This window comes from Streptococcus sp. SN3, assembly GCF_030439905.1.
Genome location: NZ_JAQFJF010000003.1, coordinates 119,178 through 133,572, shown reverse-complemented (window position 1 = coordinate 133,572; position 14,395 = coordinate 119,178). Strand labels below are relative to the sequence as shown.

At 39.5% G+C, this 14,395-nt stretch carries 12 protein-coding genes and 2 pseudogenes; 11 read left to right on the top strand and 3 right to left on the bottom strand.

Translation table 11 applies throughout. The annotated features are described in order from the left end of the window. Positions 1 to 5: 5 nt before the first annotated feature. A pseudogene (locus PCY71_RS14965) lies at positions 6 to 257 on the top strand (hypothetical protein); the annotation flags it as partial. A 327-nt stretch (positions 258 to 584) separates the two neighbouring features. On the opposite strand, the pseudogene PCY71_RS07445 reads toward PCY71_RS14965, so the two are convergent. Then, positions 585 to 767 (bottom strand): annotated as a pseudogene (locus PCY71_RS07445) (site-specific integrase); the annotation flags it as partial. Between the two features lie 163 nt (positions 768 to 930). Between PCY71_RS07445 and PCY71_RS07440 the strand changes: the two are divergent. Next, a complete protein-coding gene (locus PCY71_RS07440; protein WP_048774014.1) occupies positions 931 to 1,479 on the top strand; it encodes a GNAT family N-acetyltransferase in 549 nt (182 codons plus the stop codon). 104 nt (positions 1,480 to 1,583) lie between these two features. Here PCY71_RS07440 and PCY71_RS07435 read toward each other — a convergent pair whose 3' ends face one another. Together PCY71_RS07435 and PCY71_RS07430 are read right to left on the bottom strand one after the other, a co-directional pair. Continuing rightward, positions 1,584 to 2,720, bottom strand: coding sequence for a YcjF family protein (locus tag PCY71_RS07435; RefSeq protein WP_048774016.1), 1,137 nt, complete (start codon positions 2,718 to 2,720; stop codon positions 1,584 to 1,586). Continuing rightward, positions 2,710 to 2,946 (bottom strand): hypothetical protein, encoded by a 237-nt coding sequence (locus PCY71_RS07430; protein WP_048774018.1) that lies wholly within the window; start codon positions 2,944 to 2,946, stop codon positions 2,710 to 2,712. The genes PCY71_RS07435 and PCY71_RS07430 overlap by 11 nt, the downstream gene beginning before the upstream one ends. 413 nt (positions 2,947 to 3,359) lie before the next feature. Here PCY71_RS07430 and PCY71_RS07425 point away from each other — a divergent pair, with 413 nt between their 5' ends. The 9 genes from PCY71_RS07425 to PCY71_RS07385 all read left to right on the top strand — a co-directional run bounded on the left by PCY71_RS07425 (position 3,360) and on the right by PCY71_RS07385 (position 14,292). Further along, complete coding sequence (locus tag PCY71_RS07425; protein ID WP_048774020.1) at positions 3,360 to 3,803, top strand: hypothetical protein; 444 nt, start codon at positions 3,360 to 3,362, stop codon at positions 3,801 to 3,803. Between the two features lie 47 nt (positions 3,804 to 3,850). After that, the gene (locus tag PCY71_RS07420; RefSeq protein ID WP_002908719.1) at positions 3,851 to 4,294 is read left to right on the top strand and encodes a hypothetical protein; all 444 of its coding nucleotides are present in this window, start codon (positions 3,851 to 3,853) and stop codon (positions 4,292 to 4,294) included. Positions 4,295 to 4,561: 267 nt separating this feature from the next. Then, on the top strand, positions 4,562 to 5,014 hold the full coding sequence (locus tag PCY71_RS07415; protein ID WP_002908720.1) for a hypothetical protein: 453 nt from the start codon (positions 4,562 to 4,564) through the stop codon (positions 5,012 to 5,014). Continuing rightward, the gene (locus PCY71_RS07410; protein ID WP_032912378.1) at positions 5,007 to 6,731 is read left to right on the top strand and encodes a hypothetical protein; all 1,725 of its coding nucleotides are present in this window, start codon (positions 5,007 to 5,009) and stop codon (positions 6,729 to 6,731) included. Before PCY71_RS07415 ends, PCY71_RS07410 begins: the two co-directional genes overlap by 8 nt. A 38-nt stretch (positions 6,732 to 6,769) precedes the next feature. After that, the gene (locus PCY71_RS07405; RefSeq protein ID WP_002908722.1) at positions 6,770 to 7,051 is read left to right on the top strand and encodes a hypothetical protein; all 282 of its coding nucleotides are present in this window, start codon (positions 6,770 to 6,772) and stop codon (positions 7,049 to 7,051) included. 15 nt (positions 7,052 to 7,066) lie between these two features. Next, entirely contained in the window at positions 7,067 to 7,396 is a 330-nt protein-coding gene (locus PCY71_RS07400; protein WP_002908723.1) for a hypothetical protein, read from the top strand. Positions 7,397 to 7,580: 184 nt separating this feature from the next. Further along, positions 7,581 to 8,831 (top strand): dicarboxylate/amino acid:cation symporter, encoded by a 1,251-nt coding sequence (locus tag PCY71_RS07395; protein WP_002908724.1) that lies wholly within the window; start codon positions 7,581 to 7,583, stop codon positions 8,829 to 8,831. 14 nt (positions 8,832 to 8,845) lie between these two features. Continuing rightward, positions 8,846 to 9,784 (top strand): RimK family alpha-L-glutamate ligase, encoded by a 939-nt coding sequence (locus PCY71_RS07390; RefSeq protein WP_032912379.1) that lies wholly within the window; start codon positions 8,846 to 8,848, stop codon positions 9,782 to 9,784. 281 nt (positions 9,785 to 10,065) lie between these two features. Continuing rightward, complete coding sequence (locus PCY71_RS07385; RefSeq protein ID WP_223310343.1) at positions 10,066 to 14,292, top strand: GH32 C-terminal domain-containing protein; 4,227 nt, start codon at positions 10,066 to 10,068, stop codon at positions 14,290 to 14,292. Positions 14,293 to 14,395 lie beyond the last annotated feature (103 nt).

Sequence of the window (14,395 nt, the reverse complement as noted above, 5' to 3'; positions counted from 1 at the left end):
TTATAATCGTTGTTGTTTCAACGGTAGCAAACTGGTTTTTACATAAAGTAATTGATAAACCCAATATAGATCAGAAAGAATTACTTGAAGCTACCGCACAATATAGAAAGTTATTGATACCTGACCTAATAATTAAAGGAGTGGGATTGATTCTATCCTTAATTGTCTATCCTCCGATTATGATGTATAGTGTTTTAATTGCGGCATTTTATATCATAACTTTAAAAACACTATCTGAAAAAAGAGTGAATAACTAAAAAAATGGTGATCAAAGTTAGGTGTATTATTTTAATGCTTACAGACCTAAACTATTCCCCTATTTATAATCTATTGATTCATATTTTATGAAATTAATCAGTAGATATCGTTCTGAAAAGCCTTGATAATACGCTGTTTTTAGTCCAACTGAAACCCATACTTTCCAAACCAGGTCTTAAGAAAGCTCGTAAAGCTAGTCAGTTCTCAAAACGTTAATCAATACGATTATACCAACGTTTCGAAACACTTCATGGTTCACACCATGGGGTGTTTTTTTGATGATTTTTAGCAAAATTCACACCACTTTTCACACCAAGTTCACACCATTATTTATTTAAGGAACGATAAGCAATCTCTCCAACAGTCATTGGGATTACATTTGAAGTGTTGACATAAGTCTTAGTCGTAATCGTATCACTATGCGTAAGAGCCTCTGAAATTGCTTGCAATGATGTCCTTGCTTACTTAGCTAGTGTTACTCCGGTATGATGTAGTTTATGAAGTGAAGCTTGTTTTAACCTTGGATATTATTTTTGTTAATAGTCTTTTGTGTTATAATATAAAAACGACATGAATAAACAAAAGTATTGGTTTAGATTCATATTCTGTAAATTTGACTTTGTGTAAAGATGAGAAAATCTGAATGTAGATAATGATGGGAGATGGCTTACAATGATAAGTTTAGAGCTGATGTCTGAAGAAAATAGTATAGATGTATATACTTTTGAAAAAGAAAATCGGGAGTATTTTGAGCGAAATTTACCTCCTAGACCAGGTAACTATTTTGATTCAGAAGGTTTTAAGGAAATTACAAGGGAATTGTTAGCGGAACAAGAAAATCATGACATCTACATGCATCTTATCAGAGATTCGCAAGGCGTTATGGTCGGAAGGATCAATTTAAGTGTTTTAGGGAGTGATAGAAAAACAGCAGAACTTGGATATAGGATTGGAGAAAACTATGCTAATTTAGGCTATGCAAGCGAAGCGGTTAAACTCGTTTTAGACAAGGCGTTTCATACTTATGGTTTAAATAGAATCATTGCGGGAACAGCAACGGATAATCTAGCCTCTAAGAGAGTGCTTTTGAAAAATGGTTTCACTTTTATTAGGATCATAGAAAATGATTTACAAATGAATAATGAGTGGATTCATACAGCAGTATTTGAGATAATGAGACCGCAATATCATCAATTCCAGTTTACTGACAGGACTGATTGAGTTATCAACCTTTACAGACATTCAAGAATTTTCTCTTGGATGTCTTTTTTGATGTAAAAAGCAATTTAACCTAAAAATACACCAAGCTTCAAAATCTTGGTGTATTATCTTTTTTTAGACAATTGTTCTCTAAAAAGTTTTGTCATTTGTTTTTGTCCGGCAGGAGTACCTAGTGCTTCTTTGCTTATTTCTCCTTTAAATATTTGTTCCATTAAAAATAGGTAAGCCTCGCCCAAAGCAGTTGTAATTAATCCAGCAGTGGTTCCAGAAATCGTTCCTCCAACTGCTGTTCCTACTCCTGGGATAAATTTGAGTATATTGGAGACAATTGTTTTTCCAAGGAATGTTGCTCCCCCAGACCCTAAGGTTGAGGATACAAAGGCGGTTATAAAAGTTTTATTTATATCAAGGCCAAATATTACAGTAATGCCAGTGATCATGCTTATCTGGGTTGGAACAAGCATGAATGCATCTGCGAATGGAACTGGAGCGAAACCTTCACCAAAACTTGCTGCTACTGCAGTCGCAATGACTGCCCTAGCATGTTTTTTTTTAGACTCCAGAGATACTTTTTGGATATTTTGGAGAGTATCTTGTAGTTCAGTTGGCAATACCTCAGACATTACATCAATCAAAGTATCTAATCCAAAAGCTTTAGCGACATATTCCTCATCAAAATCCATATCTTGAGCTAAAATTGGCACAACTTTACAAACATCTAAGTTTTCCTGCTCAACATGAGCTTTCATTTCTAATGCTTTCTTCTTAGGTACAGATTGAGTAAGGACAACAATGATTGGTACCTTAGACGTTTTATTTTTCTCAGAAAACTCTCTGAGCCATTCCACTTCCGAACTATCGAAAGTACGGTTTGAACCGACATTAATACAATACCAAATGCAGTGAATTACCTCATTGATATCATTAGAAGAGTAACCGTTGTTAATTAGTTTGATCACTTCATCTTTGACACTCTCCTGTTGGGTATATGACAATTCAAAGCCGGGTGTATCGTAGATTGCCAAAGGATATCCGTTTTTTTCAATTTTGCGAATTTCTTGAGTTACTGGTCGACCCAATCCAGTATCGGCAAAATTACCTCTAAACAAACTGTTGATTAGTGTGCTTTTGCCGACACCTGATTTCCCAATTACAATGATGTTTAATCTTTTTAAATTATGAATTCTATCATTAATCGCATTGAGACATTGTTGCGCAATATTATCAGTATTAATTTGCATGATCTGCTACCTTTTTATATTCAGATTTTTTAACCAATTTGTCCTTACAATCAAAATTGACTTTTCGATGATTAGTTATTTTTACTTGCTTTTTATATAAATAATTTGTTGTTTTTTTCAAAACTTTAGGCAGAATCACTGTAGAAGCTAAAATTAAAGCTCCGCTTCCTAAGATATATTTTACTTTAGAAGAATTTCTTTTTTTGTTACCTTTTGTCTTTGACATAATGTTTCTCACTAATATGATTTTTTAAATAATTATATCATATAAGAAATTAAAAGAGTCAATTTAATGATTTTGTTTATCTCTTTGTTTTAAAGATTTTAGAACAAGTTCTTCGATAGAAATTGAAGTAATGTTAGCAGAGTTCTATTAGTTGTAATGAAGAGGGGGCAAAGATATTGAAGATAGAAAAGCAGTTATGTGGCTTTCAGCCTCTCTGGCTCTCCAAGGTACAAGAAAAATAAACCAACAGCTTTGCGGGTGTAGTTCATAGATTTAGTAATTTATAGATTTTTAAAAATTTATATAGTACACTAGATGTGTAATATTGAGTTTTGAGTGACTGAAAAATTAGTATGGATGTTAGCAGCTGTTTTAGAAAATTAGTGTGGTATCAAAAAATTTAAGGAGACGTTATGAAGAAACGAACGGAAATCATAATTGCAACAGTTTTTTCAATAGTAGCAATAGTAATGATTGGGGGATGTACCCTTACCCAAAAAGAAAGTAATAAAGAAAATCAGAAAGTTGCTTATTCAAAAAAGGCTATCAAAGATGATAAAGAAGCCATCAAGCAAAAACAGCTTGCTTATCTAAAAAAGCATGAGCAAGAAATTATAGATTTGGTAAAAGCTCAAAGTCCGAAAGTTGAATCAGTTCAGATTGATTGGGAACAGACGCAATGGAGTGATGGTGGGCTTACAAATCCTGAGTATTATATTAATGTTTTTGGGCGAATCAATAATATTGAAGAATCAGGTTGGGGAGTGGATATACCGATTAATGATGATAAGTCAATTGATATGGGGGGGATGTATATGATTCACGAACCTACGATAGGAGGTAGGATGATTGATTAATTAGAATTTAGATTCTGATAATTAATAAAGCATACTAAGGAGGAGCTATGAAGAAACGAACGAAAATCATAATTGCAACAATTACATCAATAGTGGCGCTCGTAAGTCTGGGAGGATGTGCCATGACTCAAAAAGAAAGTAATAAGCAAGATAAGAAAGTTGCTTCTTCAAAAAAGGATATTGCAGATGACAAGGAAGCTATCAAACAAAAACAACTCGCCTATCTCAAAGAACATGAGCAGGAAATAATCGATTTTGTGAAAGCCCAAAGTCCAAAAATTGAATCAGTTCAGATTGATTGGGAAGAGACGCAATGGAGTGATGGCGGTCTTACAAATCCCGAGTATTATATTAATGTTTTTGGGCGTATAAATAATATTGAAGAATCGGGTTGGGGAGTGGACATCCCAATTAATGATGATGAAAGTGTAAATCTTGAAGAAATGATTATGGGTGATTACATAAGTATCGGAGGTGAACCAATTACCTAATTAGAATTTGAAAGATTTTAATGATATATATGCTTCATTAGCGGTATCAACCTATAGGGATAGACCTAATCATTTTCCATATGAATAATTAGATTTGGAAAGCCGGATAGTACTTGATTCAGGTAAATTAATGTCATGAATACAGAACTGTTGGCCATTCAATAAGGCGACAGCCAAAAGATTAAAAAGAAAAGTTTAAACTTTCTTGGTGTTGCTAGACGAAAAAATTAGCGGTATAATATTAATAAAATAATACAAGGAGGCGCTATGGGGAAACGAACGAAAATCATAATTACAACAGTTGCATCAATAGTGGCACTAGTAAGTATAGGAGGATGCGCCATGACTCAAAAAGAAAGTAATAAACAAGATAAGGAAGTTACTTCTTCAAAAAAGGCTATCAAAGATGACGAGGAAATTATCAAGCAAAAACAGCTCGCTTATCTCAAAGATCATGAGCAAGAAATAATTGATTTTGTGAAGGCCCAGAGTCCAAAAGTCGAATCAGTTCAGATTGATTGGGATGGGGTTAGATGGAGTGAAGCGAGTAATGGTACTCCTCAAGGTGGGGGGGAAATGTTGCAAATTTATGGAGGCTTCAATAATGCTGACAGTTCAAGTTGGGGAATATTAATTCCAATAAATGATGATGGAACATTAAATATGGATGAGATGTTCCTTAGTAATCAATTAAGAATAAGAGGTGATCTTTTTGCCTAATTGGAATTTAAAAAGTTTTGATAATATATACGCTTCGTTAGCGGAATCAGCCTATAGAGATAGACCGAATGGATTTAGTTTTGAACAATTACTTCCTGAAGAACAAAAAATACTTAATTCTGGTAAGTCTTTAGTATTTGACTTCTCTAAAGATGCCAAAGATAAAAAAGGCCAAGTTACCCAAGGTGGTGGCACTGACCTCCCCAACCAAGGGAAGGTTTATCTTCAACCTGACAATGAAGGACTGCTTGAAGACAAAAAGACAGGCTACAATGCCTACTATGTCACTGATACAGATACGATTAACCAAAATACCAAACAGACCTATTTTGCCGTTCGTGGGAGTGATGGTTTCGGAATTGATATAGATGAGGCACAAAAGAACTGGGTTGAATACTTGCGGACATACAACCCTAGCGATTTCAACTTTCAAGATTGGGTATACAATGATGCGGCCTTTGCTTTGACAGACGCGATTATTCCTCAAGCCAAGCATGCTACTGAAGGCATGAAGGCAAAAATAGCTGAACTAAACCAATATGCAGCACCAGATGCCAAGATGGATATAACGGCTCATTCGTTGGGGACGATGACTTCGATACAGGGAGTTGCAGGACTTAATGAGGAAGAGTTGAGTAAGGTTGGCCATATTGTTCTTTTTGATGGTCCGGATCCTACTAAGAGTCTAGAAAAAGCAGGTTATGGCGATAAAATCCCACAATTAGATGCTAAAACAACTTATTATGTTAACCCTTTTGATCCTGTTAGTATGCTCAATCGTGATAAACCTTGGGATCAGCAATTTGGTGATGTCAGAGTGGTAGTTCCGATCGAATATACAAGTATGATGGATAAACACTCCTCCCATGACTTGGGCGCTTATCAGATAGATAGTAAGGGAAATCTCTTAGAGGTTTCTGAAGACTATCACCCTGAGTTGTGGAAAGCAGGTCATAAACTTGCGGACTTAAACAAAAAGAGCATTGAAAATATAAAAAGATATGTTCCAGAAAAAGTGATTGAAAAATTAGTAACCATGAGTCCAGAGGAGTTTAATAGATTAGCGGGACAACTACTAGATAGTATGAAAGAGGGAAGTCTATTAGGGATTAAAAAAAGTATAATTGAGATAAAAGATAAATTGGGGTTGAGCTGGGAAGAAGTACGGAATATTTTTAATAACAGAGATAAGCTCATAGACACATATGAAAATTATGAAAAGGAATATGCAAAAATCATCAAGGATGCAAAGAAGGAGTCTTTGGAATGGGATCGAGAGAATCTCGATCTTAAGAATCCGAATAATTTACACGAGAGAATCAAGCGTGCAGGTAGTTACGAAGATCGTATTTTGCTGAGGAGTCAGCTATTGTATACTGCTGTAGAATTGGCTGGTTCAGATATTGAACAAAAGATATCTGAAGTGAAAACTGCCTTAGCTGATGCCGAATCAAATCTTAAGGAATTTATCGACTCTAAGAGAAGTGCTATTGAGGCTCTAGGAAGTTTGTTGTCTGCTTCGGAGATAGAGGGGCTAATGTCAGAACTGTCCTTTGAAAACTTGTGGGATTCAGGGATTAACGAATTAAATATCACTCATTTAAAAGAATTTGAAACTAAGATAACTAATTTCTCTCAAAGTATGATTCAGTGTGCACAAAATCTTGAGCAAGTAGATGCTCAAGGTGCTGCAGATATTTTTGCAGCCTTCTCTTGATTGTACTGAAGTTTAAATGATAAAAGCAAAGGATAATTATGGCAGAGAAAACAAGTGAAAATATTGTAATAGAAATATTGAAGAATCAACAAAGAGTAGCTATAAAAGCGGCTGTTATAGCCTCTGTAGCAGCTGCCAAGGCCAAGAGAGAGGCGCTTCAACAAACATTAAATACCAAAGCACAAGAACTGCAAGATTATGCTAAAAATACATATAATACGAATATCACGGATGGGCTAGAAGGTCAAGCAGCAAATGCAGCTAAAGACTATCTATCGCAAATGCCAAAACCAGAATTAACAAGTCCAATCAAAAGTTAGTTTTAGGTGATAAAGATGAATGCAGAAATTTATAGACTGGATGAACAGTTTGATAAAAAGATGAGGGAATTAAAGAAAAAAGAGGAATATTTAGAAGACAATTTGTCTTATGTCCTTCATACGACAGAGCAATTAAAAGATGAAGTTTATCAAATAGCAAACGGAGAACTGCCTGTGGAGGCGTATCCCGATATTTTTCAAATGGATACTAATGCAGAGTTGTTTCGAAAAGATGTTCTTGAGCAAATCGATGATATCGGTGAGGAACGCTCAAAACTTCGTTGGGATTATGAGGAGCAATTAGATGCTCTCTATAAGAAAAAAGCTAAAAAGCAAAATAACTAAGCAAGTATTGGAGTTTTAGGAGATTAAATGTTTACAGACATTCAAGAATTTACTCTTGGATGTCTTTTTTTCACTATTCAACTCCACCATAAAATTCTTCTATTACTTTCATAGAAAATATATATTAGCCAGATAGGGGCAATCATAGTAAAATAGCTATCAAAATAGACTAAAGGAGTTTGGGATGAAAATCGTTTCTTTATGGTCAAAGATTTCTCTGGGCTTGCAGTTGTTGATTGCTTTGATTTTGGGTGTTCTTGTTGCTCTTATCTGGCCGCAGTTTTCGGCTTTTTACCAGTTTTTGGGTCAAGCTTTTATCAGTTTGATTAATATGGTGATTATTCCGCTAGTCTTTCCGGTTGTAGTCGTAGCTGTGGCTGGTGTGATCGGCAAGAAATCTTTCGGGAAGCTTTTGTCAAAGAGTCTGCTCTATTTCTTTGCGGTCACGACGGCGATTACCTTTATTTTTGTCTTTGCAGCTTATTATCTAGGCTTTGGTCAGGGAGTCAATATCGGTCAGGCGGGAGCCAGCATTGATGGGATTGCCAAAAGTATTCAATTGGATGAGTTTTTTCTTAGCTTCATTCCCTCCAATATCATCAAGTCGCTTTCAGAAGGGGCTTTGCTTCCTATTATTGTTTTTGCTATATTTTTAGGTTTTGGGCTTGGAAGTCTCAAGGAAGAAAAGACTCAGAAAGCTGTTGAGCTGCTGCAGATTTGGATTGAGGCTATTTATAAAATTGTCGGTGTGATTGTGAAGCTGTCTCCGATTGGTATTTTTGGTTTTATTGCTAAGGATGTGGCTACGACAGGAGTTGACAAGTTGGTCGGTTTGGGGCAATTTGTAGCAGGAACTTATCTGGCTTATGCGGTGCTAGCTTTAGTGATTTTTCCATTGCTTGCTCTCGCTTTCAGAATTCCTTATTTGTCAAGCTTACAACGGATTTGGAGTCTTCTGACTTTGGCTTTTGTCTCTGGCAGTTCCAGTGTTGTCCTGCCGCCTCTGTTGAAAGATTTAAAGAAGCAGGGCTATGATGAGCATGTCATAGATTTGGTTGTGCCTTTGGGTTACACTTTTAATCTTGAGGGGGCCGCTGTGTATTTCTCTGTAGCAACTATTTTTATTGCCCATGCTTATGGGATTGCTTTTTCTGTATCAGGACTTTTCTTTACTGTTTTGCTTTTGACTTTGATTGGTAAAACAGCTGCGACGGTGCCTTCTGGAGCGATTGTTGTCTTGCTGGCAGCTGCGCCTCAGCTAGGCCTACCGGTGGAAGGCGTTGCCTTGATTTTTGCGGTTGATTTCTTTGTCAATGCTGGTCGAACTGCCCTCAATGTTCTAGGCCAGGTCTTGGCCGTCAGTGTTATTGAAAAGACGGAAGGCAATGTAGTAGAAGAATCGAAAAGCAGTAAGCTGGCTGTTCGGTATTCATAATGGAGAGGAGACTTATGAGCCAAGCAAAAGTATACGTTATTCATGAAAATTTGGAGTGGACGCAGCACTTGGTCAAGTGGCTGGAGGAAAAAGATGTGCCCTATGAACTATGGGATTTGTCAAGTGGGATCCTAGATTTGCAGAGTCCGCCCCCAACAGGAATTTTCTACAATCGGATGTCAGCCTCTTCTCATACGCGTGGACACCGCTATGCACCGGAATTTACAGAGCAAGTTCTAACTTGGCTGGAAGCTCACGGTCGCAAGGTCATCAACGGCAGCGGGGCTATTAATCTGGAAATCAGCAAAATTAAACAATATTTGAAGCTTTCTGAGGCTGGAATTGCTTATCCAGAGACAGTAGCCATTTTGGGACAGGAGAATATTCTTGAGGCAGCTAGAAAGCTTAATATTTATCCCCTGATTACCAAGCATAATCGGGCGGGGAAAGGTTTGGGAGTGCAGCTCTTCAATAGTGAGGAAGAGTTGGAATCCTATGTAGAGAGTCCTGCTTTTGAGCCTTCTGTGGATGGGATTACCCTGCTTCAGGCCTATATCAAGCCTGCGGATGGTCGGATTCGTCGTTCGGAGTTTATCAACCAGAAGTTTCTTTATACTGTGTCCATTGATTCATCAGATGGCTTTCAGCTTTGTCCGGCAGATGGGTGTCAGATTGGGCAAAAGCCTGCTCAGTTGGAAACATCGGATAAGTTTCAAATCACGGAGCCGCTGCATGCTAGTCAAAGACAGGCTTATGAAACCTTTCTAGCTCAGGCTGGTATTGATGTAGCAGCTATTGAGTGGGTAGAGTCGGAGTCGGGTCAGATTTATGTCTATGATGTGAATACCAATACCAACTATAATCCGACAGCAGAAGAAAAAGCAGGAATTTTTGCTCATCAGCACTTGGCAGAATATCTAAAGAACGAGCTGGCAGCATCCTATCCAGAATAAATTTAAAACAAACAAAAGCTTTCCGTTTTGGAGGCTTTTTGTTTTTTCTTCATTATTTCTAAAATATGACATCTGTCATTTTGTTTTTATGACAAACGTTAGATGAAGCGCTTACAAAAATTTGTTATATTTAAATTATTGAGATTGCTTCTTTTTTATAAGGGAGTTAGGTGTTAAACCAGGTGTTCATTTTGAACAAGAAAAGTTGAAAGGAGTGTGTTATGTAGAAGCAATTTGGTTGTGAGAAGTCTGATTTTATTTTTAGAATATTGAGGTGTGTCATGAAAAATCATCAGGAAAAAGTGTGTAAAAATTGGTTTATGAGAAAAAGCGGCAAGCGTTGGGTTTTTGGGTGTGCCCTGCTGACTTTTGGAGCATTCTTGTTAGATGGGGGTGGAGTGGTTTATGCGGATGAGGCTAAGGCTAATCCAGCTCCTGCGCAGGTCTTGCAGGCTGATTCATCAGCTGTCTCAGAGCCTGAGAGCGGACAAACAGCTGCTCCTACAATGAATGCTGATAAGACAGAAAACCTTGTAGCTGGGGAGACTGCTGCAACTGTAGCGACGGAAGCGGGTGGTCAGGATGCAGTAGTAGAGTCAGCCAACCAAAAGGCTGATAAGGAAGATCAAGTCACAGCAAATGCTAAAGAGACCAAACAGGAAGAAGACGAACAGCCAGCGGCGAAGGAAGTTGCTTCGGAAAAAATCCCTGCCGTAGAGACTGTAGATAAGCAGTCAGGCTTCAATACTAATTTGGCAGAAGCCAAGGGAGACAAAAATGGAGTTTGGGAAGTCCGGGAACAAGGTCTTTATAGTGATGCCAGAGGCAAAGGTGATAGTTTCTTTTACTCTCAAAGTCAGGGCAAGGATTTTGTTTACTCAACGGATGTAACTTTCCTCAGTAAGGAAGGGGCGGCAGCCCTCATTTTCCGCAGTAATAATAATCCGGATGACAAGAGCAGCTATGCAGTTAATATTGATGGTGGTAGCAACAATGTAAAGTTTTGGCGTTGGCAAGGCGGTCGTGACTATCAGTTTATCAATGAAAAAAATATCGAGCCAACGGATGATAATAAATATCGACTCAAGGTCGTTTCAATTGGCTCTTGGGTATCCTACTATGTCAATGATATCCTAGTGGCCAGCTCAGGAGATTACACGCTTCAGAGAGATGATAAGGGGCAGAATACTTACTTGTCAGAAGGCTATTTTGGCTTACTTAACTGGAATAGCGAGCTGCTTTTTCAAAATACCTTTTATAAAGAAATCACTCCTCAGTCTAATCCTGAGTTGGAGGATATAAGGGTGACTTCTTCGGTTGGGAAAGTGGAGCAGAAAGGTCAGTTTACTGCTCCTATCACTATCCAGTATGTCAAGCATGATGCTGAGACTGTAGACTTGACCGTCGTAGCAAAAAATCCTGCTGCCAAGGTAAGCGTGACCGATGCTGCAGGTAGGGTCTATAGTGATTTGAAGAATATCCCGCTGGCAGTGGGGGCAAACTATCTGACTGTGACCAGCACTGTGACGGATGCGGATGGGCAGGAGGTCAGCCTGACTTATCGGCTCAATGTCCATCGTCGGCAGGCAGATGAGATTTACTACAATGAACTCTATCGCGGTCAGTATCATTATTCGGTCAAGGACGGTTGGGCCAATGATCCCAACGGGCTGGTTTATTATAAGGGAGTCTATCATTTCTTCTATCAGTTTTACGACGATACAAAGTGGGGACCTATGCACTGGGGCCATGCGACCAGCAAGGATTTGATTCATTGGGAAGAACAGCCGATTGCCTTTTATCCGGATGCTAATGGGGCTATGTTCTCAGGATCAATAGTAGCAGATACCACCAATTCCTCTGGTTTGTTTGACAATGACCAGGGCGGTTTAGTCGCACTGATTACTGCCGACGGAAACGGTCAGCGCATCAAGTTGGCCTACAGTAAAGATGAGGGCCGGACTTGGACGAAGCTTGATCAAATTGCAGCTGACTGGACGGACGATCCACTGCAATCTCAGGATTTCCGTGATCCCAAGGTCTTCCGTTGGGAGGGTAAATGGTTTATGGTCGTTGCAGGCGGACCGCTGAGAATTTATTCGTCTGATAATCTGCGTAATTGGAAGGTGGAGTCAACTTATGCGGATCTCCACACGGAGTGCCCAGATCTGTATCCTCTACTGGCAGACGATGGTAGCCTTAAGTGGGTCCTGTCTCGTGGCGGGCGCTCCTATAAGGTCGGTGATTTTAGACAGGTGGAGGGCAAGTGGACCTTCGTACCAGATGCTGAGTTTGCTCTGGCTGATCAGGTTATGAACTTTGGTAAAGACTCTTATGCGGCCATGACTTACTACGTTCAGGACTTTGGCAGCAAGGCTAATCCAACCCTACCCGACATTATCGCGTCTAACTGGATGAATACCTGGGAAGATTACTGTAATCTGGTAGCCGATACCGTCGGTCAGAAGTTCAACGGCACCTTCAATCTTAACCTCAAACTAGGCCTTATCAAGCAAGACAGAAGCTATCGGCTGACTCAGACGCCAATTACAGCTTATCAGTCTCTGCGTCAGGAAGACAAGACTGTGTTGTATAAAGACGTGGAAGTTAGTGAGAAGAATGAGCTGTTGAAAGATTTTTCCGGTGATCAGTATGAAATTGTCTCTACTTTCCGTCCAAGTGAAACGACCAAGAAAGTCGGTTTTAACCTGCGGGTTGGAGATGGAGAAGTGACTAGAGTTACCTATGATTTAGAAAAGGAAACTCTCTCTATTGACCGCAGCCAGTCCGGCATTCTTCTCAGTAATAAATTTCCTCAGGTGGATAGTCAGTCCGTCAAGCGCAATGCGGATGGCAGCATAGATCTGCATCTCTATGTGGATCGCTCCAGCCTAGAAGTCTTTGCCAAAGGGTATACTGTAGCGGGTGCCAATCAGATTTTCCCTGCACCAAATAGCCTTGCGGCTAGAGTGTTTGTAGAAGGTGGTGCAGCTAAGGCTGACATTGCTCTTTATCCGCTGAAGGGCATCTGGAAAGACAAGCAGGCAGTGACCAAACCACTGGAACTAGTGCAGGCTTCTCCTGTAACAAATAATATTTATGTCGGCGATACTTTGGATTTGAAAGCATATGTCATGCCAGCAAGTGTCTCTCAAGCGGTCAGCTGGAGTGTTGATCAGCCAGATCTGGTCTCTGTCGCGGAAGATGGCAACAAGCTGCGAGTGACTGCTCTGCAAAGGGGTGTGGTCAAGGTAACGGCGACCTCTAAGGAAAATCCAAGCCTTTCCAAGGCCTTCACCATCAATATCAGCCGCAATGACTTTAAGACCAATGTTCCAGACTTAAAAGCTGTCTCTGGTAAGTGGTATGTCGACGGTGAAAGCCTCTATAATCAGAATACCAGCGCCAATGATTATTATATGGGAGGTCAGAAGATTCCTTTCTCTGAGTATAACTTGGATGTGGATCTCAAGTATCAAAAAGGCTTGATTAACATTTTCTATGCGTCTGAAAATGTTGATCCTCGCAATGCTTATTCTATTCAATTTGGCGATAATGATAAGATTCGATTTTACCACTTTATGGGAGAGACGATTGCAGAAAGTAGCATGAATGGCAAGCATCTTAATGACGGCCAGTTCCACCATGTTAAGCTAGTGAAAACTAAAAATGGTGTCAGTGTATCTGTGGACGGTGTAGAATACCTGAACCACCAATTTGATACGGTTGAGCCTTATTATAATGATGCCTACGTCGGTCTAGGACTCTGGGATGGAGACTTGGAAGCGCGCAATTTCTTTGTGACCAATCTTCATGCCCCAGCAGTTAATAAGGCTTCTCTGCAGAAAGTGGTAGACAGTACGGTTAGTCTAGATCCAAGCCTCTACACAGATGAGACAGTTCAGGCTTACCAGTCAGCCTTGGCTCGAGCCCAGTCTCTCTTGGCAGATGAAAAAGCGGAGCAGGCAGATTTAGATAGAGCAGAGCAAGATCTGAAGACAGCTCTTGCTGCTCTGGCTGTGAAACCAAGTCATCAGGTCACTCCGGAAGAGGGGATAAAGGACCTAGTGGAAGAAAAACCTTTCTTAGAAGTCATAATGGAAGAGATTGCATATCAGACCCGAGAACAGGAAAATCCAGAACTGGAACAAGGGCAGCGGAGGATACTTGTAGCTGGCCAAAAAGGTCAAAAGCGAGTCTTTGTAGAAGTCTTGAACGGTCAGCGAACCGTCCTCGGTCAGGAAGTGTTCTCTCTAGCAGTTGACGAACTAGTAGAAGTTGGCAGCAAGGTGGTGGCTGAAAGTGCTAAACAGCCTTTGACAAGGACCCAACCTCAAGCTCTGAAGCAAGGTGAGGAAGGAAAAGTTATTTCGTCGCCAAGATTGCAGCCAGCTCCCGACTCAGCTCTGCCTAAGACTGGCACTCAAGAAGATAAGTTTCTGCCTCTGGCTGGTTTAGCTTTTCTGGGAATGGGTCTTCTAGCTGGAAGAAAGAAGCAAGAAGACTAAGATGCTAAGCAATGGTTATTTGCACATAAAAAGGATGGGTGTTTTCCCGTCCTTTTTTTATATAATTACGGCTTGTGAAGTGATTCGTTTTTGGCTGAGCTTG

What these genes read in the sequence shown, in the direction of transcription:
- PCY71_RS07440 (WP_048774014.1), top strand. Translation starts at nt 931, where the DNA reads ATGATAAGTTTAGAGCTGATGTCTGAAGAAAATAGTATAGATGTATAT.
- PCY71_RS07435 (WP_048774016.1), bottom strand. Translation starts at nt 2,720, where the DNA reads ATGCAAATTAATACTGATAATATTGCGCAACAATGTCTCAATGCGATT.
- PCY71_RS07430 (WP_048774018.1), bottom strand. Translation starts at nt 2,946, where the DNA reads ATGTCAAAGACAAAAGGTAACAAAAAAAGAAATTCTTCTAAAGTAAAA.
- PCY71_RS07425 (WP_048774020.1), top strand. Translation starts at nt 3,360, where the DNA reads ATGAAGAAACGAACGGAAATCATAATTGCAACAGTTTTTTCAATAGTA.
- PCY71_RS07420 (WP_002908719.1), top strand. Translation starts at nt 3,851, where the DNA reads ATGAAGAAACGAACGAAAATCATAATTGCAACAATTACATCAATAGTG.
- PCY71_RS07415 (WP_002908720.1), top strand. Translation starts at nt 4,562, where the DNA reads ATGGGGAAACGAACGAAAATCATAATTACAACAGTTGCATCAATAGTG.
- PCY71_RS07405 (WP_002908722.1), top strand. Translation starts at nt 6,770, where the DNA reads ATGGCAGAGAAAACAAGTGAAAATATTGTAATAGAAATATTGAAGAAT.
- PCY71_RS07400 (WP_002908723.1), top strand. Translation starts at nt 7,067, where the DNA reads ATGAATGCAGAAATTTATAGACTGGATGAACAGTTTGATAAAAAGATG.
- PCY71_RS07395 (WP_002908724.1), top strand. Translation starts at nt 7,581, where the DNA reads ATGAAAATCGTTTCTTTATGGTCAAAGATTTCTCTGGGCTTGCAGTTG.
- PCY71_RS07390 (WP_032912379.1), top strand. Translation starts at nt 8,846, where the DNA reads ATGAGCCAAGCAAAAGTATACGTTATTCATGAAAATTTGGAGTGGACG.
- PCY71_RS07385 (WP_223310343.1), top strand. Translation starts at nt 10,066, where the DNA reads ATGAAAAATCATCAGGAAAAAGTGTGTAAAAATTGGTTTATGAGAAAA.